This window comes from Streptomyces luteolus (assembly GCF_029968015.1).
GTDB classification, from domain to species: Bacteria; Actinomycetota; Actinomycetes; order Streptomycetales; family Streptomycetaceae; genus Streptomyces; species Streptomyces luteolus.
In genome coordinates, this window is record NZ_JASCIS010000002.1 from 153,368 (window position 1) to 178,316 (window position 24,949).

23 protein-coding genes and 2 riboswitches are annotated in these 24,949 nt (G+C 70.6%); of the genes, 6 read left to right on the plus strand and 17 right to left on the minus strand.

What is annotated here, in order from left to right; translation table 11 throughout:
• Positions 1–85: 85 nt before the first annotated feature.
• Positions 86–1,606: an NCS1 family nucleobase:cation symporter-1 gene (locus QIT00_RS02415; protein ID WP_282533345.1), complete on the plus strand. Its 1,521-nt coding sequence runs from the start codon at positions 86–88 to the stop codon at positions 1,604–1,606.
• On the opposite strand, the gene cycA is transcribed toward QIT00_RS02415, so the two are convergent.
• From cycA to QIT00_RS02455, 8 genes are all read right to left on the minus strand, one after another.
• Positions 1,596–3,089 carry a D-serine/D-alanine/glycine transporter gene (gene cycA / locus QIT00_RS02420; RefSeq protein WP_282533346.1) on the minus strand — a complete coding sequence of 498 codons (1,494 nt, stop codon included), beginning with the start codon at positions 3,087–3,089 and terminating at the stop codon, positions 1,596–1,598. The genes QIT00_RS02415 and cycA overlap by 11 nt on opposite strands.
• 268 nt (positions 3,090–3,357) lie before the next feature.
• Positions 3,358–3,447: riboswitch (glycine riboswitch) on the minus strand.
• Positions 3,448–3,545: riboswitch (glycine riboswitch) on the minus strand. It abuts the riboswitch before it with no gap.
• 97 nt (positions 3,546–3,642) lie between these two features.
• Complete coding sequence (locus QIT00_RS02425; RefSeq protein WP_282533347.1) at positions 3,643–4,665, minus strand: TIGR03842 family LLM class F420-dependent oxidoreductase; 1,023 nt, start codon at positions 4,663–4,665, stop codon at positions 3,643–3,645.
• 10 nt (positions 4,666–4,675) lie between these two features.
• Complete coding sequence (gene hydA, locus QIT00_RS02430) at positions 4,676–6,082, minus strand: dihydropyrimidinase (protein ID WP_282533348.1); 1,407 nt, start codon at positions 6,080–6,082, stop codon at positions 4,676–4,678.
• 56 nt (positions 6,083–6,138) lie between these two features.
• Entirely contained in the window at positions 6,139–7,419 is a 1,281-nt protein-coding gene (locus QIT00_RS02435; RefSeq protein WP_282533349.1) for an aspartate aminotransferase family protein, read from the minus strand.
• Positions 7,416–8,258 (minus strand): nitrilase-related carbon-nitrogen hydrolase, encoded by an 843-nt coding sequence (locus QIT00_RS02440; protein ID WP_282533350.1) that lies wholly within the window; start codon positions 8,256–8,258, stop codon positions 7,416–7,418. Before QIT00_RS02440 ends, QIT00_RS02435 begins: the two co-directional genes overlap by 4 nt.
• Before the next feature lie 198 nt (positions 8,259–8,456).
• Positions 8,457–9,818, minus strand: a complete 1,362-nt coding sequence (locus QIT00_RS02445; protein ID WP_408909703.1) for a hypothetical protein — start codon at positions 9,816–9,818, stop codon at positions 8,457–8,459.
• Positions 9,819–9,885: 67 nt separating this feature from the next.
• Positions 9,886–10,296, minus strand: coding sequence for a PPOX class F420-dependent oxidoreductase (locus QIT00_RS02450; protein WP_282533493.1), 411 nt, complete (start codon positions 10,294–10,296; stop codon positions 9,886–9,888).
• Between the two features lie 104 nt (positions 10,297–10,400).
• On the minus strand, positions 10,401–10,652 hold the full coding sequence (locus QIT00_RS02455; protein ID WP_282533351.1) for a helix-turn-helix domain-containing protein: 252 nt from the start codon (positions 10,650–10,652) through the stop codon (positions 10,401–10,403).
• Between the two features lie 78 nt (positions 10,653–10,730).
• On the opposite strand from QIT00_RS02455, the gene map reads away from it, so the two are divergent.
• A complete protein-coding gene (gene map / locus QIT00_RS02460; protein WP_282533352.1) occupies positions 10,731–11,498 on the plus strand; it encodes a type I methionyl aminopeptidase in 768 nt (255 codons plus the stop codon).
• Between the two features lie 198 nt (positions 11,499–11,696).
• Here map and QIT00_RS02465 read toward each other — a convergent pair whose 3' ends face one another.
• Positions 11,697–12,383, minus strand: coding sequence for a glycoside hydrolase family 75 protein (locus QIT00_RS02465; protein WP_282533353.1), 687 nt, complete (start codon positions 12,381–12,383; stop codon positions 11,697–11,699).
• A 19-nt stretch (positions 12,384–12,402) separates the two neighbouring features.
• Positions 12,403–14,214 carry a gamma-glutamyltransferase gene (ggt, locus tag QIT00_RS02470; RefSeq protein WP_282533354.1) on the minus strand — a complete coding sequence of 604 codons (1,812 nt, stop codon included), beginning with the start codon at positions 14,212–14,214 and terminating at the stop codon, positions 12,403–12,405.
• A gap of 128 nt (positions 14,215–14,342) precedes the next feature.
• Here ggt and QIT00_RS02475 point away from each other — a divergent pair, with 128 nt between their 5' ends.
• Together QIT00_RS02475 and QIT00_RS02480 are read left to right on the plus strand one after the other, a co-directional pair.
• Positions 14,343–15,098, plus strand: coding sequence for a hypothetical protein (locus tag QIT00_RS02475; protein WP_282533355.1), 756 nt, complete (start codon positions 14,343–14,345; stop codon positions 15,096–15,098).
• A gap of 231 nt (positions 15,099–15,329) precedes the next feature.
• Positions 15,330–15,539, plus strand: a complete 210-nt coding sequence (locus tag QIT00_RS02480; RefSeq protein WP_282533356.1) for a hypothetical protein — start codon at positions 15,330–15,332, stop codon at positions 15,537–15,539.
• Between the two features lie 145 nt (positions 15,540–15,684).
• Here QIT00_RS02480 and QIT00_RS02485 read toward each other — a convergent pair whose 3' ends face one another.
• Complete coding sequence (locus QIT00_RS02485; RefSeq protein WP_282533357.1) at positions 15,685–16,962, minus strand: cytochrome P450; 1,278 nt, start codon at positions 16,960–16,962, stop codon at positions 15,685–15,687.
• Entirely contained in the window at positions 16,959–17,729 is a 771-nt protein-coding gene (locus QIT00_RS02490; protein WP_282533358.1) for an alpha/beta fold hydrolase, read from the minus strand. Before QIT00_RS02490 ends, QIT00_RS02485 begins: the two co-directional genes overlap by 4 nt.
• Before the next feature lie 316 nt (positions 17,730–18,045).
• Between QIT00_RS02490 and QIT00_RS02495 the strand changes: the two genes are divergently transcribed.
• Entirely contained in the window at positions 18,046–19,260 is a 1,215-nt protein-coding gene (locus QIT00_RS02495) for a L,D-transpeptidase (protein ID WP_408909704.1), read from the plus strand.
• Positions 19,261–19,398: 138 nt separating this feature from the next.
• Positions 19,399–21,003 carry a CocE/NonD family hydrolase gene (locus QIT00_RS02500; RefSeq protein WP_282533495.1) on the plus strand — a complete coding sequence of 535 codons (1,605 nt, stop codon included), beginning with the start codon at positions 19,399–19,401 and terminating at the stop codon, positions 21,001–21,003.
• A gap of 45 nt (positions 21,004–21,048) precedes the next feature.
• Here QIT00_RS02500 and QIT00_RS02505 read toward each other — a convergent pair whose 3' ends face one another.
• The 5 genes from QIT00_RS02505 to QIT00_RS02525 all read right to left on the minus strand — a co-directional run bounded on the left by QIT00_RS02505 (position 21,049) and on the right by QIT00_RS02525 (position 24,919).
• Positions 21,049–21,921: an amino acid ABC transporter permease gene (locus QIT00_RS02505; protein WP_282533359.1), complete on the minus strand. Its 873-nt coding sequence runs from the start codon at positions 21,919–21,921 to the stop codon at positions 21,049–21,051.
• On the minus strand, positions 21,918–22,562 hold the full coding sequence (locus QIT00_RS02510) for an amino acid ABC transporter permease (protein WP_282533360.1): 645 nt from the start codon (positions 22,560–22,562) through the stop codon (positions 21,918–21,920). The genes QIT00_RS02505 and QIT00_RS02510 overlap by 4 nt, the downstream gene beginning before the upstream one ends.
• A 10-nt stretch (positions 22,563–22,572) precedes the next feature.
• Positions 22,573–23,568 carry a glutamate ABC transporter substrate-binding protein gene (locus QIT00_RS02515; RefSeq protein ID WP_282533361.1) on the minus strand — a complete coding sequence of 332 codons (996 nt, stop codon included), beginning with the start codon at positions 23,566–23,568 and terminating at the stop codon, positions 22,573–22,575.
• Between the two features lie 15 nt (positions 23,569–23,583).
• Positions 23,584–24,327: an amino acid ABC transporter ATP-binding protein gene (locus QIT00_RS02520; protein ID WP_282533362.1), complete on the minus strand. Its 744-nt coding sequence runs from the start codon at positions 24,325–24,327 to the stop codon at positions 23,584–23,586.
• Positions 24,328–24,478: 151 nt separating this feature from the next.
• Positions 24,479–24,919: a DUF6278 family protein gene (locus tag QIT00_RS02525; RefSeq protein ID WP_282533363.1), complete on the minus strand. Its 441-nt coding sequence runs from the start codon at positions 24,917–24,919 to the stop codon at positions 24,479–24,481.
• Positions 24,920–24,949: the final 30 nt, after the last annotated feature.

Below are 24,949 nucleotides of genomic sequence, written 5' to 3' on the forward strand. Positions count from 1 at the left end.
CTCAGTTCCGGGCCTGTCGGAGGGGCTCAGTTTCTCGCGCCCGAGCTGTAGAGTCCTGCCCCACCCGCAGCAGAGGGAGGGCACGATGGCAGCCACGGTTCCTTCCGCGCCGGTCACCCAGCGCACGCACTCCGACGGGCGGGTGTCGCTCGCCGAGGGGGTGGCCCTGGACGATCCGCGGTTCGCCAACAGCGACCTGCTGCCGGTGCCGATGGAGCGCCGCACCTGGGGCGTCTACAACTACACGGCGCTGTGGATCGGCATGGCCCACAACATCCCGTCCTGGACGCTCGCCTCCGGGCTCGTCGCGCTCGGCATGGACTGGAAGCAGGCGGTCCTCGTCATCGCGCTCGCCAACGTGATCGTGCTGCTGCCGATGCTGCTCACCGGGCACGCGGGACCGAAGTACGGCATTCCGTTCCCGGTCGTCGTGCGCGCCTCGTTCGGGCTTCGCGGCGCCAATCTGCCCGCGCTCCTTCGCGCCGCCGTGGCCTGCTGCTGGTTCGGCATCCAGACGTGGATCGGCGGGCAGGGCATCTTCCTGCTGCTCGGCAAGGTGTTCGGCGGCTGGACCACGGCCACGGAGATCGGCGGCCATCCGTGGACGCTGTGGCTCTGCTTCGTGATCTTCTGGGTGCTCGAACTGGCCATCATCTACCGGGGGATGCAGACCCTGCGGCGGTTCGAGAACTGGGCGGCGCCGTTCGTCCTGGTCGGTGCCGTGGTGCTGCTCGCGTGGATCACGGTGAAGGCGGGCGGCTTCGGCCCGCTGCTCGACCAGCCGTCGAAGCTGGGCTGGGGCGCGGACTTCTGGCCGGTGTTCTTCCCCGCCCTGATGGGGATGATCGGCTTCTGGTCGACGCTGTCCCTGAACATCCCCGACTTCACCCGCTTCGGCAAGGGCCAACGGGCGCAGGTCTGGGGCCAGTCGCTCGGCCTGCCGACGACGATGACGGCATTCGCGCTGCTCTCCGTCCTCGTCACGTCCGGCTCGCAGGTCGTGTACGGGGTGCCGGTCTGGGATCCGGTGCAGCTCGCGGCGAAGACCGACAACGTCTTCGGGCTGCTCTTCGCCCTGGTGACGGTCCTGATCGCGACGATCTCCGTGAACATCGCGGCGAACGTGGTGTCGCCCGCGTACGACCTGTCGAACCTGCTGCCGAAGGTGATCAACTTCCGTACGGGAGCGGTGATCACGGGTGTCGTCGGGGTTCTGGTGATGCCGTGGAAGCTGACCGAGACGCCCGAGTTGTACATCTTCACGTGGCTCGGCGTGGTCGGCGGGCTGCTCGGCACGGTGGCGGGCGTGATGATCGCGGACTACTGGGTCGTCCGCCGTACGGCCCTCGATCTGGCCGGGCTCTACGACCGGCACGGCCCGTACTGGTACACGGGCGGCTGGAACTGGCGGGCGCTGTTCGCCTTCGGCGTGGGCGGGATCCTCGCCGTGGGCGGTTCGCACTCCGCCCCCGGCAAGGGCCCGTTCCCCGCGGACGGCCTGATTCCGGCGCTGCGGCCGCTGGCCGACTACGGCTGGGCGGTCGGCCTGGTGACGGCGCTCGTGCTGTACGCCGCCACCAGCCGACGCCCGGCCGCTACGAGGTGACCTCGGCGTCCGCCTCCGCCTGCGCGCGGCGTGCCCGGCTGCGGCCCATCGCCAGCCACGCGACGGCGAGGACGAGGAACCAGACCGGGGTGACGAGCAGCGCCTGAAGGGTGTCCGACTTCTGCGTGAACGCCCAGATCAGGAACGCGAAGAACGCGAACACGACGTAGCACATCGCGACGCCGCCGGGCATCTTGAACTTCGACGCCTCGTGCAGGTGCGGGCGGCGCTTGCGGTACACGATGTAGCTGATCAGGATCATCGTCCAGATGAACATGAAGCACACCGACGAGATGGTCGTGACCAGCGTGAACGCCTCGATGATCGAGCCGCCGATCGCGACCATGACGACACCGCCGAGCAGGAAGATCCCGGACAGCAGCAGCGCGTTGACCGGCACCCGGCGCGAGCTCAGCCTGCCGAACGAGGCGGGTGCGTCGCCCTCGTGGGCCAGTCCGTAGACCATCCGGGACGTCGAGTAGATGCCGGAGTTGGCCGACGAGGTGGCAGAGGTGAGGACGACGAAGTTGATCACCGAGGCGGCGACGGCGAGCCCGGCGAGCGTGAACATCACGACGAACGGGCTGCGATCGGCGCTGATCTCCCGCCAGGGCGTCACGGAGATGATCACGACCAGCGCGACGACGTAGAAGAGCATCACGCGCACGGGGATCGAGTTGATGGCCTTGGGGAGGTTCTTCTCCGGGTCCTTGGTCTCAGCGGCGGTGGTGCCGACGAGCTCGATGCCGACGAACGCGAACGTGGCGATCTGGAAGCCGGCCACGAAGCCCATGGGACCGGTCGGGAAGAAGCCACCGTCGTTCCAGAGGTTGGCGAAGCTCGCGGTGGCGCCGCTGGTGGACTCGAAGCCCTTGAACACCATGACGAGGCCGACGACGATCAGCGCGACGATAGCGACGATCTTGATCAGCGCGAACCAGAACTCGGTCTCACCGAACGCCTTCACCGTGGGCAGGTTGAGCCCGATGAGCACCACGACCGCGGCCAGCGCGGGGATCCACAGCGGCGCCCCGTCCCACCAGTACGCGACATATCCGGAAATGGCGACGACGTCGGCGATACCGGTGACGATCCAGCAGAACCAGTACGTCCAGCCGGTGAAGAAGCCCGCGCAGGGACCGAGGAGGTCGGAGGCGAAGTCGGCGAAGGACTTGTAGCGCAGGTCGGACAGGAGCAGTTCGCCCATGGCGCGCATGACGAAGAACAGCATCGCGCCGATGATCATGTAGACGAAGATCACCGAGGGTCCGGCGAGCGAGATCGTCTTGCCGGAGCCCATGAACAGGCCGGTGCCGATCGCACCGCCGATCGCGATGAGCTGGATGTGCCGATTGGACAACTGGCGGTCGAGCCGCGGTCCTTCACCGGAGGACGGCGGGGCGCCCTTCGTACCGGGGGCCCCGGGACTGCCGCCGGACACCGCCGTCATGGCGGTGGAGCCGGATTCGCTGCTGTCGTGCATGGACGAACCTCACTGATCTCGCACGCGTGCGGGCGCGCGCACCGTACACACTCGCTTCAAGGGGGAGTTCGGCCCGCTCGGGGCAGGCCTTGAGACCCACGCGGGGCCGAGGCCCGTCAGGGGGCCGGGAGAAAGCAGGAGATCAGCCCGCCGCCGGGCGGGCAGGCGGTGGCCACGGCTCGGGCAACAGCTCGGGCGTCAAAGCAGCCATCAAGGGGGCTCCTCGCAGGTCGAGCACGGGCCGGTTACCCGTGCTGCGAAGTGAGCCTCCCCCTCTGTCATATGGCCTGAGAGCTTCGCGGCTCCGACACCGCTTGCACCGTGGGCGAGACGCCGCAGCGCCTGCTTTCCAGAGTTGCCTGCCCGCGCGGTAGGGATGCCTGAGAGTTTCCGGGGAGGTGTTGCTCCTTCGGCGCCCGGGGCTGGCTGCCCCGGTGCTCTCCCGCTGCGGGGTGAACGGCAAGTTGCGGCGAGGCTAGGCCGAGTCCACCCCGGAAATCAAGGGGTCCAAGGGAGTTCGGAGAAATACATGTAGAGGGCATAAGTGCAGGTCTCAGCCCCGCAGCGCCGGAATCACCGTGCTCCCGTACCCCTCGATGACCCGCTCCCGGGCGTCGTGCATGGCGTAGACGGCGAACTGGTCGACCCCGAGCGCCCGCAGCTCCCGCATCCTCGCGATGTGCTGCTCCGCCGTCCCGATCACGCAGAAGCGGTCCACGATGTCATCCGGTACGAAGGCGGTGTCCGGGTTGTCGGCGCGGCCGTGGTGGGAGTAGTCGTACCCCTCGCGGGCCTTGATGTAGTCGGTGAGCGCCTCGGGCACCAGGTCCGAGTGGGCGCCGTACTTGGCGACCAGGTCGGCCACGTGGTTGCCGACCATGCCGCCGAACCAGCGGCACTGCTCGCGGGCGTGCGCGAGGGCGTCCGGTGAGTCGTCCTCCGTGAGGTAGGCGGGGGCGGCGACGCAGATGCTGACCTCGTCGGGGCCGCGCCCGGCGGCGGACGCCGCGTCACGGACGGCCTTCACCATGGTCTGCGTCAGATACGGGTCGGCGAGCTGGAGGATGAACCCGTCGGCCTCCTCCCCCGCCATCTTGAGCGCCTTGGGCCCGTACGCCGCCATCCACACGGGCAGCCGCGCGTCCGCCCCGGCCCAGGGGAAGCGGACCGTCGTGCCGTCGCCCAGGTCCGCCTCCTGGCCCGAGGCGAGGGCACGGATCACCTTCATCGCGGCGCTGACCCGGGCCAGGGTGTTGGGCGGGCGCCCCGCGACCCGCATGGCGCTGTCGCCGCGCCCGATCCCGCAGACCGTGCGGTTGCCGTACATGTCGTTGAGCGTGGCGAAGGTCGACGCGGTCACCTCCCAGGTGCGGGTGCCGGGGTTGGTGACCATCGGGCCGACGATCAGCCGCCGGGTGTTGGCCAGGATCTGGCTGTAGATGACGAAGGGCTCCTGCCAGAGCACGGCGGAGTCGAACGTCCACCCGTAGCGGAAGCCGTTGCGCTCGGCGCGCTTCATGAGGCTGATGACCTGCGCGGCCGGGGGGTCGGTCTGCAGGACGAGTCCGAAGTCCATGCACGGGCTCCTAGTCGTTCAGATACTGGCAGGTGCCGCGAGGCGTGTAGACGCCGTGCCCCGCAAGCCCCGTGAACTTCCGCTGGTCGACGACCACTTCGCCGCGCGAGAGGACGGTCTCGACCTGGCCTCGGACGCGCTTGCCCTCGGACGCGGAGTAGTCGACGTTCATGTGGTGCGTCTCGGCGGAGAGGGTCTGCTCGGCCGTCGGGTCGTAGATCACGACGTCCGCGTCGGCGCCCGGGGCGAGCGTGCCCTTCTTGCCGTACAGGCCGAACATCCGGGCCGGGGCCGCGCAGGCGATGTCGATCCAGCGGCGGCGGGAGATGTGGCCGTCGACGACGGCCTGGTGGAGCAGGTCCATGCGGTTCTCCACCCCGGGAAGGCCGTTGGGGATCTTCGAGAAGTCGCCGCGGCCCAGCTCCTTCTGGCCCACGAAGCAGAACGGGCAGTGGTCCGTGGACACCACCTGGAGGTCGTCGGTGCGCAGGCCGCGCCACAGGGCCGCTTGGTGTTCGCGCGGGCGCAGGGGGGTCGAGCAGACGTACTTGGCGCCCGCGAAGTCCGGCTCGGCGAGGTTGTCGGTGGACAGGAACAGGTACTGCGGGCAGGTCTCGCCGAAGACCGGCAGGCCCTTGTCGCGGGCGGCGGCCAGCTCGGCGACGGCCTCCTCGGCGGAGACGTGCACGACATAGAGAGGGGCGCCCGCGACGCGGGCGAGCTGGATGGCGCGGTGGGTCGCCTCCGCCTCCAGGAGGACCTTGCGGACCTCGCCGTGGTAGCGGGGGTCGGTCTCGCCGCGCTGGAGGGCCTGTTCGACGAGGACGTCGATGGCGATGCCGTTCTCGGCGTGCATCATGATCAGCCCGCCGTTCCCGGCGGCGCGCTGCATGGCGCGCAGGATCTGGCCGTCGTCGCTGTAGAAGACGCCCGGGTAGGCCATGAACAGCTTGAAGGACGTGATGCCCTCCTCCACCAGGCGGTCCATCTCCTTGAGCGTTCCGTCGTTGACGTCGGAGAGGATCATGTGGAAGGCGTAGTCGATCGCGCACTGGCCGTCGGCCTTCGCGTACCAGGCGTCCAGTCCCTCGCGCAGGGAGCGGCCCTGGCTCTGCACGGCGAAGTCCACGATCGTGGTGGTGCCGCCCCAGGCCGCGGCGCGGGTGCCCGTCTCGAAGGTGTCGGAGGCGAAGGTGCCGCCGAAGGGCAGCTCCATGTGCGTGTGGGCGTCGACGCCGCCCGGGATGACGTACTTGTCGGTGGCGTCGATGATCCGGTCGGCGGTCCAGGACGCGGCCTGTTCGCTGCCGTGGGCGGCGAGGGCGGCGATCCTGCCGTCCTCGATCAGGACGTCGGCGTGGGTCTCGTCGGCGGCGGTGATGACCAGTCCGCCGCGGATCAGGGTGCGGGTGCTCATGGCTTCCCCTCACATGGGATCTCGTACGGGGGGTGGGCGAGGGACAGGCGGCTGGACTACAGGCCGCGCAGGGCCTGTTCGAGTACGGCGGCACCCTCCTCCGCCTCGGCGACCGTGAGGGAGAGCGGCGGGGCGATCCGCAGCACGCTGGTGTTGTGGCCGCCGCCCTTGCCGACCAGGAGTCCGCCGTCGCGGGCCGCCTCCAGGACGGCGGACGCGGCGTCCGGGTCGGCCTCGTCGGTTCCGGGCCTGGCCAGCTCGATCCCGATCATCAGGCCGCGGCCGCGCACCTCGCGTACGTGGGGAGCGCTCGCGCCGATCGCCCGCAGCCGCTCCAGGAGCATCCCGCCGACGCGGCGCGCGTTGCCTTGCAGGTCGTGCTCCAGGAGGTACGTGAGGTTGGCGAGGCCCGCCGCCATCGTGACCGGGGAGCCGCCGAAGGTGGAGAAGGAGTTGGCGTCGAGGCAGTTCATGACCTCGGCGCGGGCGACGACGCCGCCGACGGACATGCCGTTGCCGATGCCCTTGGCGAAGGTGAGCATGTCCGGCGGCCCGTGCTGCCCGTGCGCCTCCCAGCCCCAGAAGTGCTCGCCGGTACGGCCCCAGCCGGTCTGCACCTCGTCCGCGATCCACAGAACGCCGTGCCGGTCGAGGACTTGGCGGAACGCCGCGTAAAGACCGTCGGGCGGGGAGGTGAAGCCGCCGACGCCCTGGATGGGCTCGGCGATCAGGGCGGCGACGCCGCGGGTCTGACCGAGCATGTCCTCCAGGTCGGCCACGCAGGCGTCGATGAACTCGGCGTCGGACAGGGTCGCGTACGGGCCGCGGCTGCGGACACCGCCGTGCACGTACAGGGTCTGCAGCGGGGAGAGGCTCGTCGGCGACCAGCTGCGGTTGCCGGTGATGGACACGGCCGAGAAGGAGCGCCCGTGGTAGCTGTTGCGCATCGCCAGGATCTGGTTGGAGCGGTTGTACGCGGTGGCGAGCAGCAGGGCCGCGTCGTTGGCCTCGGTGCCGGAGGTGGTGAAGAAGACGCGGGCGTCCGGGATGCCGGACAACTGGGCGATCCGCTCGGCGAGTTCGACCATCGGGCGGTCGAGGTAGAGCGTCGAGGAGTGGATGATCCGGGCGGCCTGGTCGCTCACCGCCTTGGTGACCTCGGGCAGTGCGTGCGCGGTCATGGTGGTGAGGACACCGCCGAAGAAGTCGAGGTACTTGTTGCCCTCGGCGTCCCACACGTACCGGCCCTCGCCGTGGGTGAGCTCGATCGGGTCCTCGTAGTAGAGCGTGAGCCAGTCGGGCAGGACGGCGCGGTGGCGCTGGTAGAGGTCGGTCACGGCTGCACCAGCCCGTCGTACGCGTCGGGGCGGCGGTCCCGGTAGAAGGCCCACTGGGTGCGGACCTCGTCGATGAGGTCGAAGTCCAGGTCCCGTACGACGAGTTCCTCGGTCTTGTCGCTGGCGGTCTCGCCGACCGTCTGGCCGCGCGGGTCGACGAAGTAGCTGGTGCCGTAGAAGTCGTTGTCGCCGTACTCCTCCTGGCCGACGCGGTTGATCGCGGCGATGAAGTACTCGTTGGCGACGGCGGCTGCGGGCTGCTCCAGCTGCCACAGGTACGCGGAGAGCCCGCGCGAGGTGGCCGACGGATTGAAGACCAACTGGGCGCCGTTCAGGCCGAGTTGGCGCCAGCCCTCCGGGAAGTGCCGGTCGTAGCAGATATAGACGCCGACCTTGCCGACGGCGGTGTCGAACACCGGCCAGCCCAGGTTTCCCGGTTTGAAGTAGTACTTCTCCCAGAAGCCCTTGACCTGCGGGATGTGGTGCTTGCGGTACTTGCCGAGATAGCTGCCGTCGGCGTCGATCACGGCGGCGGTGTTGAAGTAGAACCCGGCCTGCTCGACCTCGAAGACCGGCACCACGATCACCATGCCGGTCTCGCGGGCGAGGTCCCGCATGCGCCGCACCGTCGGCCCGTCCGGCACGGGCTCGGCCCAGCGGTAGTGCTCGGCCTCCTGGACCTGGCAGAAGTAGGGGGCATTGAAGACTTCCTGGAACCCGATGACCTTCGCCCCCTGACGAGCGGCCTCCCGGGCGTGCTCCTCGTGTTTGGCGATCATGGATTCGGTGTCTCCCGTCCAGGTCGCCTGGACGAGGGCCGCGCGTACGACGTTCACCATGAGCTGCTCCTTCGACGCGACGCCGACAAGCTTCTTCGAGCCTCTACGCCCGTAGAGCCAGGGCGTGGAGACATGAACGTAAGCCGCGTCACAGCCCGGGGCAAGACCATCGTCGTGAACCGGCCGAGTCGATCAGATTTCGGCACTCATGCGGGCGAAGTGATCACCCAGTGCGCACGCTCCACGGATGTCGACGCCTCATACGGCGATGCCCGCCACCCGCAGCGCGTGCACCACGTCCCACTCCCGCTCCGGCGAGACCGCCCGCGCCGCGTCCAGGACCGGGGTCGTGAGGCGTGCCGGATCGCGCAGCACGAACCGTGCCGCCTCCTGCGGCGAGCGCACCCGCACGTACGCGTCGAGCAGCGCCACCACCTCCCGCTCCCGGCCGGCGCCCCGCAGGGCGAGCACCGCGTCGGCGATCTCCGGCGCCGGGCGGGCCACACCCTGCCTGAGCAGCTGGGCGCCGTCGTCGGCCCGGCCCGCGGCGGCGAGCGCGTCGGCCGCCGCGACGAGTCGCTCCACGGATAGTGATGCGCCCTCCCACAGCAGCGTCACCCAGTCGGCGCCGAGCCCCGCGTACTCCAACTCCTCGGCGAGCAGCGGCAGTCGGGGCGCGGGCCAGAGCACGGCCTCGCAGAGCAGCGCGTACGCCTCGCCCGCGCGCCCTTCGGCGCGCAGCCGGACCAGCTCGCGCACGGCCCGGGCGGCGGCGTCCTCGGCGGCGGGGTCCTCGGTGGCGGGGTCCTCAGCGGCGGGGTCCGGCTCGCGTCCCGGCTGCGGCCCGGCTTCCCGTACGGGACCGGCGCCACCCGCGAACCGGGCGCCGCGCGGCCCCTCCGGAGCGCCGACCGCCCCGGGCGTCACGTCCGGTACGGGCAGGGGCCCGGCCTCGTCCGCGGCGGAGCCGTCGTCCGCCTCGACCCAGCCGTACCGGGCGCCGCGCGGCCGCTTCTTGCGGTCGGCCGTACGCGGCTGAGGCACCCGGTCCTGCTCGGCGGCCTCGTCCAACTCGGCGATGCGGGCGCGGAGTTCCTCGCTCCGGGCCCTCGCGCGCTCCTCGTCGTCGCGGGCCCAGGCGAGGTCGAGCTGGATACGGTCGGCCTCGTGCGGCGTGGGCGCCTCGGAGAGCTGTGCGGTGAGGCGGTCCTGGCGGTCGATCGCGTAGCGCTCCTCGCCGAGCATCAGGTCGAGCCGTTCGGCGAGGAGTCGGCGGCTGCCGGGCCTGGTGTCGTGGGCGGCGAGCGCGGCGCGGTGCAGCGGGCGGGCGAGGTCGGCCTCGCGTTCGGCGGCCGGGGTGCCGCGGTCGGCGGCGAGGTCGTGCAGGAGTGCCTGGACGACGTCCCAGGGCGGCACCTCCTGGCCGTCGAGGCAGGCGGTCATGCCCTCGGGGTCGCGCTGCCAGAACACCCCGCACCAGCCCGCGCGTTGGTCGAGCCGGGACAGCAGATCCCCGAAGTACCCGGCGAACTCCCCCTCCGCTCCCGGGAGTTGATGCCGTTCCATGCCGCTCGCCCCCGTCGCGTAGAAGTGGACCCTTCCGGTCCGCCCGTCCGGCACGCATTGCACACCCCACGTGTTACGGGACGGCTACGGGCAGTTTTCCACCGGGCACGTACGGAAGCGCCTACGGCGCGTCGGCGCCCTTCGCGGTCCCGCCGAGGGTCACGGCGATCCCGGTGTGCGGGCGCTTGCCGAGCCGTACGAGGGTGGCGGGCAGGTCGAGGAGCCAGTACTGCAGGCGGTACTTGCGCCCGAGGAGCTTGCGCAGACGCGGCATCTCATCGGCGTAGAGGAAGCGCGCCGTGCCGTCGACGGCGGGCGCGTCGTCCGCGACCCGCCCGCGCACGTCACAGGGCGCCACGCGTACGGCCTTGTCCCGTCGCAGCCGTTTGACCTTCCAGGAGTCGCTCCGCGTCCACACCCACAGCTCATCCCCGGACCGCACGACCCATACGGGCGTCGCGACACCGACCCCGTTCCGGCGGTACGTGGTGAGGCTGATGTAGCGGACGCGGCCGAGGTGCTCGGCGTTCATGGGGGTCATGCGGGGAGCTTAGGAGGTGCCGGGACCGCTCGCGTGGGTGAGGGTCTCCCACGCGACGAACAGGTCGTCGGTGCCGGCGGGGCGAGACGGGCGGCTCAGGCGGGAACGGGTGCGCAGCGCGTCAGGACCTCGTCCAGGGAGAGGCCGAGGGCGCCGGCGAGCGCGGCGACCGTGAAGAACGCCGGGGTGGGCGCGCGGCCCGTCTCGATCTTCCGCAGCGTCTCGGCGGAGAGCCCGGCGTGCGCCGCGACCTCGATCATGCTCCGCTCGCCGCGCGCCTCGCGCAGCAACCGGCCTAGCCGCTCGCCGCGTTCGCGCTCTTCGGGGGTGAGGGGGGTGCGCACCATGCGGCCAGTCTACAGCGGCGGCCCATTCTTATACCGGTACAGTAATGACGGTATAGAAATACCGGTATAGTAATTGGCATGGTGGAACTCAAGACGGACGCGTCCCTGGACGCGATGCGGGAAGCGGGCCGAGTCGTGGCCCAGGCACTGACGGCCGTACGGGAGGCGGCGGACGTCGGCGTCCGGCTCGTCGACCTCGACCGGGTGGCGCGCGGGGTGCTGCGGGAGGCGGGCGCGGACTCCCCGTTCCTCGGGTACCGGCCGAGCTTCGCCCCGACCCCGTTCCCGGCGACCCTGTGCGTCTCGGTGAACGACGCGATCGTGCACGGCGTCCCGGACGGGTACCGGCTGCGCGACGGCGACCTGGTCTCCGCCGACTTCGGCGCCCGGCTCGACGGCTGGGTCGGCGACTCGGCGGTCAGCTTCACCGTGGGCAGGGCGCGCCCGGCCGACACCCGGCTCGTGGAGACGGCGTTCGCGGCCCTCGACGCGGGCATCGCCGCGGCCGTCGTCGGCAACCGCGTCGGCGACATCGCCCACGCCATCGGCACGGTCTGCCGCAGGGCCGGTTACGGCATCCCGGACGGCTTCGGCGGGCACGGCATCGGGCGCCGGATGCACGAGGACCCGGGCGTACCGAACGAGGGCAGGCCCGGACGCGGGATGCCGCTGCGGCACGGCATGGTCCTGGCGATCGAGCCGATGCTGACCGGCGGCGGCAAGGACGACTACTACGCGGACCGGGACGGGTGGACGCTCCGCACCTGCGACGGGAGCCGGGCGGCGCATGCGGAGCACACGGTGGCGATCACGTCGGAGGGGCCGCGGGTGCTGACGGTGTTGTGAGCTTGTGGCCGTCCGGCCCGCGCTGTCGACTCGGGCGCCGCCGATCGCCCTGCGGGCTCGTCCTCAAGCGCCGGACGGGCTGATTTTGCCCGCCGTTCCTCGACGAGGCGGTCGTTCGACTGCCGCGCCGTCGTGGCTTTTCGCGCCCCGCGGCGGAGCCGCAAATGTCACAGCCCCGCGCCCCTATCGGGGGCCCACTCACCCCGCCAACAACTCCCCCACCAACCGCGCCCCCTCCCGCTCCGCATCCCCCGCACTCTCGATCCGCTCCACCTGCGAGCCCTGGAAGAAGATGTACGTGACGCCCCCCGGCGCCCCGCCCCGCACCGGGTGCGGGTCGATGCCGAGGGCGCGGGCCGTGGCGTAGGAGGCCTCGCCGATCAGGTTGGTCGGACCGGTGTCGCCGACGACCGCGTACCGCACCCGGCCCCGGTAGACGATCGCGGCGAGCCCACCGCCCCAGACCTTCGCCTCGCGGTGGTTCCACCGCTTGCTCGCGCCCGGCACCACGACATACGGCAGCTTCGCCGAGTCGAGGTGCCGGCCGCGTGAGTCCTGGAAGGCCGTCGTGGGCTGGAAGTAGGGGTCCGTGTGCTTGTTGCAGACGGGGCTGGGGCGGCCGTCGCAGTCGATGTCCAGGTCGGCCTTCCAGTGGACGACGCCCTTGCCGCCGCAGACGGGGATGTCCGCGGGCGCCCCGTCGTCCGTACGGAACCTGCCCTTCGAGAGCTGCTCGCAGCCCTGGACCTCGGCGAGGAGCGCGGCTGCCACCGCTCCCCCGTCCTCCTCGGCCCGCGCGGGCGGAGCCGCGAGCGTGGCGAGGAGGACGGGGGCGAGGGCGGCCGGAACCAGGAAGGATTTCGGCACGGACTTCAGCGCACGCACGGGGCCCCCTAGAAGTTGATCAAGAGCTCGGGTGCACCACCCTGGCCGAGCCCCCGCCCCTTCGCACCTTTTCCGCCGCCGCGAGCCAGCGCCCGTCGGGCAGCCGCTGCACTCCGGTGGCCGCGCCGATCTCCGGGTTCTCCTTGAAGGCGTGCCCGAGCGACTCCAGCTTCTTCCTCAACTCGCTGTCGTACAGGCCCGGTTCGAGCTCGGTGGCGGCGGCGTTGCGCTGGCTGGCGCGCGGTGCGGCGATCGCGTCGACGAGCGGCAGGCCCCGGTCGACCACTCCGGTGAGGGTCTGCAGGACGGTGGTGATGATGGTCGCGCCGCCCGGCGAGCCGAGCGCGAGCACCGGACGGCCGTCCTTCAGGACGATCGTCGGCGACATCGACGAGCGCGGCCGCTTGCTCGGCCCCGGCAGGTTCGGGTCGTGCACCTCCGGGCTCGCCGGGGCGAAGGAGAAGTCGGTCAGCTCGTTGTTGAGCAGGAAGCCGCGCCCCGGCACGGTGATGCCGCTGCCGCCGGTGGACTCGATGGTCAGGGTGTACGCGACGACGTTGCCCCACTTGTCGGAGGCCGTCAGATGCGTGGTGTTCTCGCCCTCGTACGTGGTCGGCGCTGCCTTGTCGCCGGTGCCGCACGGCTTCGGGTCCCGCGGGTCGCCGGGCGCGAGCGGGCTGGTGAGCGCCTTGTCGTCGCGGATCAGGCACTCCCGGGAGTCCGCGAACCGCTGGCTGAGCAGCTCCTTCGTGGGGACGTCCTCGAACGCCGGGTCGCCCACCCAGCGCCCGCGGTCCGCGAAGGCGATCCGGCTGGCCTCGATGTACCGGTGCAGGTAGTTCTCCTGACTGGCCTTCGAGAGGTCGGTGCGCTCCAGGATGTTCAGGGCCTCGCCGACGGTCGTGCCGCCGGACGACGAGGGCGCCATCGAGTAGAGGTCGAGGCCGCGGTACTCGGACCGGCTCGGCGCCTGCCGCTTCACCGCGTATCCGGCGAGGTCCGCCGCCGTCAGGTCACCGGAGCGGGCCTCGCGCCCGGAGTCCGGGTCGACCGGCGGCTTGTTGACGGTCCGTACGACCTCCTTGGCGAGCTTGCCGTGGTAGATGGCGCCGCTGCCCTTGCGGCCCAACTCGGCGTACGTACGCGCCAGGTCGGGGTTCTTGAAGACCGAGCCGACGGCCGGGAGCTCACCGCCGGGCAGGAACAGCTCGGCGGAGGCGGGGAAGTCGGCGAAGCGCTCCTCGTTGGCGGCGGTCTGCGCGCGGAACGTGTCGTCCACGACGAAGCCCTGGGCCGCCAACCGCTGGGCGGGCTTGAGGAGTTGGCGCAGCGAGCGGCTGCCCCAGGCGTCGAGCGCAGCGTCCCAGGTGGCGGGCGTGCCCGGCGTACCCACACTGAGGCCGCTGGTCTTCGCGGCGTCGAAGGGCAGCGGCTTGCCGTCCTCCAGGAACAGCTCGCTGTCCGCACTGGCCGGGGCCGTCTCCCGGCCGTCGACCGTGTGCACCTTGCCGGACTTCGCGTCGTAGTAGACGAAGTACCCGCCGCCGCCGATGCCCGCCGAGTACGGCTCGGTCACACCGAGCGCCGCGGCCGTGGCGACGGCCGCGTCCACCGCGTTGCCGCCCTTGCGCAGCACCTCGATGCCCGCGGCGGAGGCGTCCGGGTCGACGCTGGACACGGCCCCGCCGTACCCGACCGCGACCGGCGACTTCGGCGGCGGTGTCGCGGCACCCGGGGCCGCGGTCGACGAAGGCGGCGCAGCCGCCCCCACCGCCACCAAAGCACCCGAAACGGCGAGCAGCGACAGAATCCGCGCAACTGGACGACGCATCCGTACCTCCGGTCAACGACTGTCCGCGCAGCGTAACTTCACGCCGCGAACACGTCAGGACCCCCTCGAACACCGGGTGTGCCGTGGGCTGGACAGGAGTTCGACGGCAGGGGCTAGAGTTCCCGCCCATGAGTGAAGACCTTGTGCACGTCGTCCTGGGCGCGTTCGCGGCGGCGATCCTCCTGTGCCTCGGCTGGTTCGCCCGTACGCACCTGTGGAAGCGGGGGCTCCGGCGGAAGCAGGCCTTCTTCGGGCTGCCCGACAACGCGGAGACCCTCCTTGTCGTGAACCGTGACGCGGCGGGCCCGGAACTCACCGTGTCGCGCACGGACATGTTCTCGCTGCTCGAACTCTCCGCCCTGATCAAGGAGTGCGGCGCGCACGCCCAGGTGATCGCGCACGACACGGCTCAGCAGGGCTTCGGCGAGCGCACGGAGTTCTGCGTGGGCGGCCCCGCGTCCAACCGCCGCATGGCCGCGCATCTGCACGCGATGCTTCCGGGCATACGGGTCAACTCCGAGCCGGAGCCGGGCCCGGACCGGGGTGCGTTCCAGATCGGCAGCGAGCGGTACCGGATGGAGCCCGGCCGCGCCGAGTACGTCGTACTCGCCCGCCTCACCGCGGGCCAGGGCGGGCAGGCGCGGCCGGTGTTCCTCTTCTGCGGCCAGCGGGCGATCACGCACCAGGCGGCGACCCGCTATCTGGCCCGCCACCACGAGCGCCTGTCCCGCAAGCACGGCACGAACTCCTTCGTCCTGCTCCTGAAGGTCGTCAACTCCCAGGCGTACGGCCCCGACGTGGTCGAGCTGGTCTCGGACGTGACGAAGGCCGCCCAGGCCCCGGCACCGGCGGTACGGAACTCCCACCGGGCGCCGAAGGACTGAGCGGGCGCCGGTGCCGACGGCTCGCCGGATGTCCTGACTTGCCCTCACAACACCGCAATCCACGGACACTTGATGATCTTGCGGTACGCCGCATCAACCGCATACCGGCACAGTTGGCGCGACCTCGGTGAACCACCCCGCGCAGGTGTGACACGGAGCCGTCCGGGTGCGCTGTCACAAGTGAGTTCGGCCGACTCACGCACCGTTTCGCCAACGAAGGAAGCGTTCCTCATGAACAACAACGCCCAGATCGAGACCCGCGAGATCGCCGACGACGCCCTGGACGCCGTGGCCGGCGGGACCGCCGCCCTGGCGCTGCACGGCGACCCGAGCGGAGTCCACGGATTCGGCGGCGTCGAGCTGGCCGGCCACGGCGTCGTCGCGGAGGGTGGCGCGTCCCTGCAGCACGGGACGGCGAACCTCCACGTCGGCACCGTCTGATCGGAGTGAACGGCTGAGTCCGTTCTGATCCGGCAGCTCCCTCGGCCGTGCCGTGCGGCCGAGGGAGCTGCCGTCGCTGCGGGCGTCCGCCGGGGCGCCCGACAGCCGCTCCGTTCACGGGGCTCAGCCGATCCGTTCACAGGACTCAGCCGATCCGCACCGGCAACTCCTTGATCCCGTTGATGAAGTTCGACACCAGCCGACGCGGCCGCCCCGCAGGGGCAAGGACCGGAAAGTGCCGCAACACCTCCTCGTACAACACCCCCAACTGCAACCGCGCGAAGTGCGCGCCGAGGCAGACGTGCGGTCCGTCCCCGAAGGACACGTGCGGGTTGGGCGTGCGGCCGAGGTCCAGGCGGTACGGGTCGGGGAACACCCGCTCGTCGTGGTTGGCGGAGGCGTGCAGGACGACCACCTTGTCGCCCGCCCGCATTGGCCGCCCGGCGATCTCCGTGTCGTGCACGGCGGTGCGCCGGAAGGTGAGGACCGGCGGGTGCATCCGCAGCAACTCCTCGATGGCTGGGGCGAGTTCGACCTCTCCGGCCCGCAGCCGCGCCTGCTCATCCGGATGTTCGGCGAGCGCGAGCAGGCCGCCCGGCGCGGCGCTGCGCACGGTGTCGTTGCCCGCGACGGTGAGCAGGAAGAAGAACATCTCCAGCTCGGGCGCGGTGAGCCGCACATCGCCGTCGGTGGCGTGCGCGAGCGCGGTCATCACGTCGTCACTGGGGTGGCGGCGCTTGTACGAGGCGAGCCGCTGCGCGTAGTCGAACATCTCCCGGAGCATCGCGGGTGAGCGCGGGTTGACCGGCCGCCCGTCCGGCCCGCGCACCAGGGCCTCGGCCTCGTCCCGGTCCTGGTAGCCGATGACGCGCTCGGTCCACTCCAGGAGCAGCCCGCGGTCGCCCTTGGGCACGCCGAGCAGGTCGGCGAGGTTGAGCAGCGCGTAGTCGTCCGTGACGGCCGCCACGAGATCGACCACGTCACCGAACTCCCGCGCGGCACCACAGAGTTGACGGGCCCGCTCGCGCACCTTCGCCTCGAACCGCTCGACCCTCCCCCGCGTGAACGCCCTGCCGACGAGCCGTCGCAGCCGGACCTGGTGCGGCGGGTCCTGGTTGAGCATCATGCGGCGGATGAACGGCAGGTCGTCGGGGTCGGGGTCGCGGATCTGGGTAGCGCCGAGGTGCGAGGAGAACGTGCCGTGCTCCTTGAGGACCCGGACCACGTCGGCGTGGCGCGACACCGCCCAGAAGCCGGGTCCTGCGGGCCAGCCGAGCACCTCGTACTCCTCCTGCCAGGCCACTGGGTGGTGGGCGCGCAGTTCGCGGTAGGCCTCGTGCGGGATGCCGTCGCGCAGCAGCCTGGGGTCGAAGACGTCGGGGACGCCACGGGGTACGGCGGCCGGCCGCGAGGAGGTCGTCACAGCCGCTCCGCACGCAGGAAGTCCTCGACGACGCGGACGAGTTCGAGGGGGGTCTCGTCCATCGCGTAGTGCCCGGCGGCGGCCAGCTCGGCGAGTTCGGCCCGTACGAAGCAGCGCCCCCAGGTCCGCCGGGTCAGCTCCGCGCCGAGCGCCGGGTCGAGGGCGCCGACGACGGCGAGGGCGGGCACGGTGCTGCCCTCGATCTCGGTGTGGAAGTCGTCGCGCGCCCAGGAGTCGAGCCAGGCGCGGAACGCCTTGGGGTCGCTGCACTCGAAGGAGCGGCCCACCATGCGGTCGAGCCAGGCGGCGGGCCGGTTGCCGCCGGTGGTGATGTCGAGGATGGCCCGGCGGCTCTCCGCGAGCTCGGCGGCGGATGTGAACAGCTCCCACTGCTCGGGCGGCATCGCGAGCCCGGCCGCGGGCACCGGCGACACCCCGACGATCCGCCGCACCCGTTCGGGCACGGCCGCCACGACGCGCTGCGCGACCGAGCCGCCCATCGAGTGCCCGATCAGCGAGAAGCGGTCCCAGCCGAGCCGGTCGGCGAGCGCCACCAGGTCGACGGCGCCCTCCTGCGTGGTGTACGCCCCGGCCTCCCCGCGCGCCTCGCCGTATCCGCGCAGGTCCACGAGGGCGTAGGTGAACGACTCCAGGTCGAGGTCGGCGCTGACGGCCGCGTAGGCGCTGCGGTCGGCGAACCAGCCGTGCACGGCGAAGACCTTGTGCGGTCCTGATCCGAGCAGGGTGTGGGGCAACGGGAAAGCCACGGGTGACTCCGTTCGCGGTGCGGGCGTTCGGGCTCCCCAAAGGTGGCCCCAACTCCCGGCCCCGGCAAGGGCGCAGAGTGGTCACACCCGCGGCACACCGGAAGCGGCCTGCGCCCGCCCTGCGCCCCCGGCCGGGCCCTCCCGTGTCCCGGGGCAGCCGTTCCCGGAGCCGCCGCGTCCCGGGGCGGCCGCTCCCGGAGTCCGGTGCAATCCATGTCACACCGTTTCCGGCGATTTTTCCGTACCGCCCCGGCAACCTCGGCGCCCGCCGCCCACTCCTCCCCCGTGAACCGAGAGCAGCACTGGAGGTCTCACCTTGAGCCGTACACGCCCGACCCGAATACGTCACATCTCGCCGCCCCACGGCACGGTGTACGCCGTGGGCGCCGCGTGCCTCGCGCTGGCGCTGACGGGCTGCGCGGGCGGCACCGCGAACGGCAGCGCCGACCTGGGCGCGGACAAGGACGCGGAGGTCTCCGTGAACCTGCGCGGCGACAACGCGAAGGCCGGCGAGCGCGTCCAGGTAAAGCTGACCGAGGGACGCCTGAAGGACGTCTCGGTCGGCGACGACGAGGGCGGCGAACTCGCGGGCCGGATCTCGAAGGACGGCCGCACCTGGACCTCGGACCGCGTGGCCTCGCCCGGCACGAAGTACGAGGTGAAGGCCCAGGACGACCGCGGCCGCACCGCCGAGCGGAAGTTCACCACGGAGGCGGCGGGCCGGGTGAACAAGCTGACCCTCGCGCCCGGCAACAAGACCACGGTGGGCGTGGCCCAGCCGCTGTCGATCGTGTTCGACAACCCGGTGAAGAACAAGAAGGACGTGGAGAAGCACCTCAAGGTCACCACCTCGAACTCGACCCAGGGATCCTGGGGCTGGATCACCGACTACTCCGGCAAGGACCGGATCGACTGGCGCCCCAAGGAGTACTGGAAGCCGGGCACGAAGGTGAAACTCGACGCGGACCTGAACGGCGTGAACTCCGGCGAGGGCGGCGGCTGGTTCGTACGCGACTACGACACGTCGTTCACCGTCGGCAAGGACCAGCAGGTCGACGTGGACCTGGACAGCAAGCGCCTGACCCTGCTGCGGAACGGCGAGGCGGTCCGTACGGTCCCGATGTCGGCCGGAACGCCGGGCAGCCAGAAGGCGTCCTGGGGCGGCGTGAACGTCCTGATGTCGAAGGAGGGCACGATCCGGATGAACTCGGAGACGGTCGGCCTGGGCGCCTCCTACGACAAGATGGTCGACTACTCGATGCGGCTGACCTGGTCGGGCATGTACGCGCACGCCGCGCCGTGGAACGCCGCGTACTTCGGCAACACCAACCACAGCTCGGGCTGCGTCGGCATGAGCGACGGCGACGCGGGCTGGCTGTACGACGCGGTGCAGGTGGGCGACCCGTTCGTGACGAAGGGCTCGGGCCACAAGGGCGACGCGGACGTGGGCAACGGCTACGGGCTGTGGAACCTGAGCTGGGACGCGTGGCAGGCCAAGAGCGCGCTGCGGGGCGGAGGTTCGGCCGGCTGATCCCGACGCGTCACCGGCTGACCGTGACGCGGTAATCGTTACGCGCGCGTAACTTACCGACGGGTTACCTCGGGTAAACCCCCAAGGTTACCGTCGGGTCACTTTGCATCCGGCCGTGAGGAGTGACCCGTGGTACCCGTGGGAGAACCGCGCCGCAAGGCGTTCCGCAGCACCGCCGCAGGCACACTCTCGGCGGCCCTCGTCGCGGGCGCGGCGTTCGGCCTCGCCCCGGCGGCCCAGGCGGCACCCGCCCCGGCGGCCGCCGCCGACTCCGCGGGGCCCCGCTTCGTCGACATCGAGGGCGACGGCGGGACGGTCCTGAAGGCCAACGTCTTCACCCCGTCCGGCGCGAAGCCCGGCGCCCGCTACCCCGCGATCGTGCTGCCCACGAGTTGGGCCATGCCGCAGATCGAGTACGTCGCCCAGGCCAAGAAGCTCGCCGACTCCGGCTACGTCGTGGTCGGTTACAACTCGCGCGGCTTCTGGCAGTCCGGCGGCGAGATCGAGACCGCGGGCCCCGAGGACATCGCCGACGCCCGCAAGGTCGTCGACTGGACCCTCGCCCACACCCCGGCCGACCCGGACCGCCTCGGCATGGCCGGCGTCTCCTACGGCGCGGGCATCAGCCTCCTCGCCGCCGCCCACGACCCGCGCGTCAAGGCGGTCGCGGCGCTCAGCGGCTGGGCCGACCTGATCGACTCGATCTACTCCGGCCGCACCCAGCACAAGCAGGCCGCGGGGCTGCTCGGCGGCGCGGGCGCGCTCACCGGCCGCCCGAGCCCCGAACTCAAGCAGACCCTCAAGGACTTCCTCGCCTCCAACCTCGACCAGGAGGACGAGATGATCGCGTGGGGCGCGAAGCGCTCCCCCGCGACCTACGTCGACGCCCTGAACAAGAACGACACCGCCGTCCTGCTCGGCAACGCCTGGGGCGACTCCCTCTTCCCGCCCAACCAGTACGCCGACTTCTACGAGAAGCTCACCGGCCCCAAGCGTCTGGAGTTCCGCCCCGGCGACCACGCCACGGCCGAGGCGACGGGCCTGCTCGGCCTGCCCAACGACGTGTGGAGCAACTCCCAGCGCTGGTTCGACCGTTACCTCAAGGGCGAGCGCAACGGCATCGACCAGGAACTCCCGGTCCAGCTCAAGTCCCGTACGGGCAGCGGGGACGAGGGCTACGAGGGATACGCGGACTGGAAGTCCGTCGGCGCGAAGAGCGCCAGGATCGCGCTCGACGGCACCCGCACCGTGCGCGCCAACGCCGACTCGGGCGCCAACGGCGGCATCGTCATGCTGACCGGCCTGCTCGACCAGTTCGCGAAGATCCCGCCGATGGCGTCGATCCCGCTGCTCCCCCGGTCCCGCGCGGCGGTCTGGCAGTCCGAGCGGTACGCGACCGACAAGCAGGTGCGCGGCACCGCGAAGGTGCACACCACGGTCACCAGCAACAAGTCGAGCGGCACCCTCGTCGCGTACCTGTACGACGTGGGGCCGCTCGGCCTCGGCAAGCTGGTGAGTCACGCACCCCTCACCTTCCACGACAAGGCGCCCGGCAAGCCGTTCGGCGTGGACCTGGAGCTGTTCTCCACCGCCTACGACGTACCTGCCGGGCATCGCCTCGCCGTGGTCGTCGACACGGTCGACCCGCTCTACATCGAGCACAACCCGACCGGCGCGCAGCTGACCTTCTCCTCCCCCGCGGCCGACCCGTCTCACGTGTCGGTCCCGCTGCGCGAGCAGTGATCTCCGGCTGCTGCCGGGCGGGCTCAGGCTCCCGTGCCCCAAGAGCTACTGCGCACCCGGCAGCAGCGTCCCTGGTTCGGCCGGGGCGACGTCCACGGCCTCCGTCTTGGGACTGCGCCTCTGCCGCTTGGACACCCAGGTGGCGAACCACGACAGAAGCATGCACATCCCGATGTAGATCGGCGAGATCACCATCACTACGGGGATGAACGGCAAATCGTAGTCGAGATTCGAGGCGATGAGTTTCCCCGCGTGTAGGAACTCCTCATAAGTGATGAGGTAACCGAGCGAGGTGTCCTTCAGGGCGACCACCAACTGGCTGATGATGGCGGGCAGCATGGCGCGCACCGCCTGCGGCACGAGCACATGCGTCATCACCTGCGTCTTGCGCATCCCGAGCGCGAACGCCGCCTCCCGCTGCCCGCGTTCCACGGCGTTGATGCCGGAGCGGAACACCTCGGCGAGCACGGAGCCGTTGTAGAGGGTGAGCCCCGCGACGAGCGCGGGCAGCGGATGCACCTTCAGGGCCACGAAGATGAAGAAGATCATCACGAGGACCGGCATCGCCCGGAAGAACTCGACGATCAGCGTGGCCAGCCAGCGCACCGGTTTGTGGTCGGAGAGCCGCCCCACCGCGAGCACCGTGCCGAGCACAAGGGAGAGCACGGCGGCCATGGCGAACGCCTTGAGCGTATTGCCGAGCCCGGTCAGGAGGAGTTCCTGAATTCCCGTGTACTGAAAGGGAGTCCACTTCGTCGCGGTGAACTGCTCGGTGTCGAAAAGGAGATACAGGATCCAGCCCGCGAGCCCCAGGATCAGGAGCGTCGAGAACACCCCGTACGCGAAGTGCCGCTTGCGGGCGACCGGTCCGGGGATGTCGTAGAGGGCGGTGGACTCTTCGTGCGCGGTCGCGGTCATCGGGCGACTCCCCAGCGCTTCTCCAGGAAGTTGAAGAAGGCGCTGATGGTGAGGGTGATGATCAGGTAGCCGAGGGCGATCCAGATGAACGTCCAGATGATGCTGTAGCCGAGTTCGTTGAGGGTCTTGTACGTGCCGAGGAGTTCGGTGACGCTGAACGCCCCCGCGATCGCCGAGTTCTTGGCCAGGGCGATCAGATTGGAGCCGACCGGCGGGATCACCGAGCGGAAGGCCTGCGGCAGGACCACGTTGTTGAGCGTCTGCCCGAAGCTCATCCCGAGACTCCGCGCCGCCTCGCCCTGCCCCTTGGGCACGGTGTTGATGCCGGAGCGCAGCGCCTCGCAGATGAAGGCGGAGGTGTAGCAGCCGAGCGCGAGGACCGCGAACACCTTGAAGGGCAGCACGAGTCCGAACCGCGGAAGGCCGAGCAGCACCGCGAAGAACAGCAGCGTCAGCGGGGTGTTGCGGAGCACGGTCACCCACACGGTGCCGAACACCCGGAACGACCCGACGGGCGCGACCCGGAACGACGCCATCACGAACCCGAGCACGAGCGCCAGCAGCGAGGCGTAGACGGTGAGTTCGACGGTCCCGAGGAACCCTTTGCCGTAGGTGGAGAAGTTGTCGGTCAGTACGTTCATGACGGCCCCCTCAGCTCGCCGGGTAGCGGTCGATGGCGGGCGGCTTCGGCGCGGGGACTCCGGAGAGGCCGAGCGTCGCGTCGTAGGCCTTCTTCCAGTTGCCGTTCTTCTCGTTCTCGGCGAGGGCGTCGTCGATGGCGAAGCGCAGCGCGTTGTCCCGCCGCGGCACGCCGATCCCGTACGGCTCCTGGGAGAACGGCTTGCCGACCAGCTTCAGCTCCTCGGGCACCTTGGCCGCGTAGCCCTGGAGGATCGCGTCGTCGGTGGTGACCGCGTCGACCTGGTACGTCAGCAGGTTGTCGACACAGATCGAGTAGGTGTCGTACGCGACGAGGTCCGCCTTCGGGAAGTCCGCCTCGATGCGCTGGTACGGGGTGGAGCCCGCCGCCGAGCAGACCTTCTTGCCGGCCAGGTCCTGCGGGCCCTTGATGTCGTCCTCGTCCTTGCGTACGAGCAGTCCCTGGCCTGCCATGTAGTACGGGCCGGCGAAGCCGACGAGCTTCTTGCGGTTGTCGTTGATGGTGTAGGTGCCGACGTAGTAGTCGATCTGGCCGTTCTGCAGGGCGGTCTCGCGGTTGGCCGAGGCGATCGTCCTGAACTGGATCGTCTTCGGGTCGAAGCCGAGGGACGCGGAGATCATCTTGGCGATCTCGATGTCGAAGCCCGTGTAGACGCCGCTCGCCGGGTCCTTCTCGCCGAGGTAGGGCTGGTCCTCCTTGGCGCCCACCACGAGTCGGCCGCGCCGCTTCGCCTTCTTCCAGGTGGGCGAATCCGGCAGCTGGAAGCCTTGCGCGACCTGGTACTTGGGCAGATCCTCGGCGCTCGGCCCCTTCACGGGCGGGCTGCCCTCCTTGCCGCAGGCGGTGGCGGCCAGGGCGGTGAGCGCCAGCCCGGCGAGCACCTTGGCGAACCTGCCGGGCCCGGCGAGCCTGCCGGGCCCCGCGAACCTGCCGGGCCCGGGGCCCCTGTCCGCGGACATGCGTGTGCCGCGTGCTCTACGTGTCATCGGTGCACTCCCCCGTCAGTGCTTGAGGATCTTGGAGAGGAAGTCCTTGGCCCGCTCGCTCTCGGGGTCGGTGAAGAAGTCCTCGGGGGTGCGGTCCTCGACGACCTTGCCGTCGGCCATGAACACCACGCGGTTGGCGGCGGAGCGGGCGAAGCCCATCTCGTGCGTGACGACCACCATCGTCATGCCGTCGCGGGCCAACTGCTGCATGACTTCCAGGACTTCGTTGATCATCTCCGGGTCGAGCGCCGAGGTCGGCTCGTCGAAGAGCATCACCTTCGGGTCCATGGCGAGGGCGCGGGCGATGGCCACGCGCTGCTGCTGGCCGCCGGACAGCTGTGCCGGGTACTTCTCGGCGTGCGCGGCGAGGCCGACCCGCTCCAGGAGTACACCGGAGCGCTGGTCCGCCTCGTCCTTCTTGCGGCCGCGCACCTTGACCTGCGCGAGCGAAACGTTCTGCCTGACCGTCTTGTGTGCGAAGAGGTTGAAGGACTGGAACACCATGCCCACTTCGGCGCGGAGCCGGGCGAGCTCCTTGCCCTCCTCGGGCAGCGGCTGTCCGTCCAGAGTGATGTGTCCCGACTGGACGGTCTCCAGCCGGTTGATCGTCCGGCACAGGGTCGACTTCCCCGATCCGGACGGCCCGATGACCACCACCACCTCCCCGCGTCCGACGGTGAGGTTGATGTCCTGCAGGACATGCAACTCCCCGTAGTACTTGTTGACGTCCCGCAGTTCGATCAACGGATCGACGGCCATGCCCAGCCCTACTCACTCATCGCTGTATGACAGTCCGCGCAAACTATCCATAGCAATACGGGACTTAACAGGCGACACGCACCTTGCGGGCATTAACCGTATTTCCGCTTCAAGGGGGTTGAGGGAGCGGCCGAACGGGTCCCGTCAGGGCTCAGGCCTCGGCCGCTTCCGCGTACACCTGGGACAGTTCGGGCGCCCCGCTCACCGCCCAGTCGAGGCCCGCCTCCACCACGTGGATCTCGCGCCCGGAGGCCAGCCTGACCACCGGATGACCGCCGGGCCACACGTGCCACACGGCGCCGGGAACGGTACGGACGAGGACGGTTCCGAGATAGAGGCCGGCGTCGTTGCCGAGCCAGGGCAGCATCTCGGGGTCGTCGCGCCAGTGCGGCGTCAGCTGGTCGAGGGCCTCCAACGAGGCCACGCTGTCGTCCAGTTCAAGACCTGCGGTCGCGGCCTGGGAGCGCAGCAGCTCGCACTCCGACAGCAACTCGGCCACGCCGTCCGGGTTCTGCTCGAAAGCCTCCGCGAGGCCGGCACCCGGCTCGTCGGTCCGCCGCCCGAGCCACTTGTCCAGAAAAGGCACCTTCATGATCCACGCTCCGCCGAATCAGCCCGCTTC

Bases quoted from the DNA above. Each gene is read 5' to 3' on its own strand.
- QIT00_RS02415 (WP_282533345.1), top strand. From the start codon at position 86: ATGGCAGCCACGGTTCCTTCCGCGCCGGTCACCCAGCGCACGCACTCC.
- cycA (WP_282533346.1), bottom strand. From the start codon at position 3,089: ATGCACGACAGCAGCGAATCCGGCTCCACCGCCATGACGGCGGTGTCC.
- QIT00_RS02425 (WP_282533347.1), bottom strand. From the start codon at position 4,665: ATGGACTTCGGACTCGTCCTGCAGACCGACCCCCCGGCCGCGCAGGTC.
- hydA (WP_282533348.1), bottom strand. From the start codon at position 6,082: ATGAGCACCCGCACCCTGATCCGCGGCGGACTGGTCATCACCGCCGCC.
- QIT00_RS02440 (WP_282533350.1), bottom strand. From the start codon at position 8,258: ATGGTGAACGTCGTACGCGCGGCCCTCGTCCAGGCGACCTGGACGGGA.
- QIT00_RS02450 (WP_282533493.1), bottom strand. From the start codon at position 10,296: ATGAACGCCGAGCACCTCGGCCGCGTCCGCTACATCAGCCTCACCACG.
- QIT00_RS02455 (WP_282533351.1), bottom strand. From the start codon at position 10,652: ATGGTGCGCACCCCCCTCACCCCCGAAGAGCGCGAACGCGGCGAGCGG.
- map (WP_282533352.1), top strand. From the start codon at position 10,731: ATGGTGGAACTCAAGACGGACGCGTCCCTGGACGCGATGCGGGAAGCG.
- ggt (WP_282533354.1), bottom strand. From the start codon at position 14,214: ATGCGTCGTCCAGTTGCGCGGATTCTGTCGCTGCTCGCCGTTTCGGGT.
- QIT00_RS02475 (WP_282533355.1), top strand. From the start codon at position 14,343: ATGAGTGAAGACCTTGTGCACGTCGTCCTGGGCGCGTTCGCGGCGGCG.
- QIT00_RS02480 (WP_282533356.1), top strand. From the start codon at position 15,330: ATGAACAACAACGCCCAGATCGAGACCCGCGAGATCGCCGACGACGCC.
- QIT00_RS02505 (WP_282533359.1), bottom strand. From the start codon at position 21,921: ATGACCGCGACCGCGCACGAAGAGTCCACCGCCCTCTACGACATCCCC.
- QIT00_RS02510 (WP_282533360.1), bottom strand. From the start codon at position 22,562: ATGAACGTACTGACCGACAACTTCTCCACCTACGGCAAAGGGTTCCTC.
- QIT00_RS02515 (WP_282533361.1), bottom strand. From the start codon at position 23,568: ATGACACGTAGAGCACGCGGCACACGCATGTCCGCGGACAGGGGCCCC.
- QIT00_RS02520 (WP_282533362.1), bottom strand. From the start codon at position 24,327: ATGGCCGTCGATCCGTTGATCGAACTGCGGGACGTCAACAAGTACTAC.
- QIT00_RS02525 (WP_282533363.1), bottom strand. From the start codon at position 24,919: ATGAAGGTGCCTTTTCTGGACAAGTGGCTCGGGCGGCGGACCGACGAG.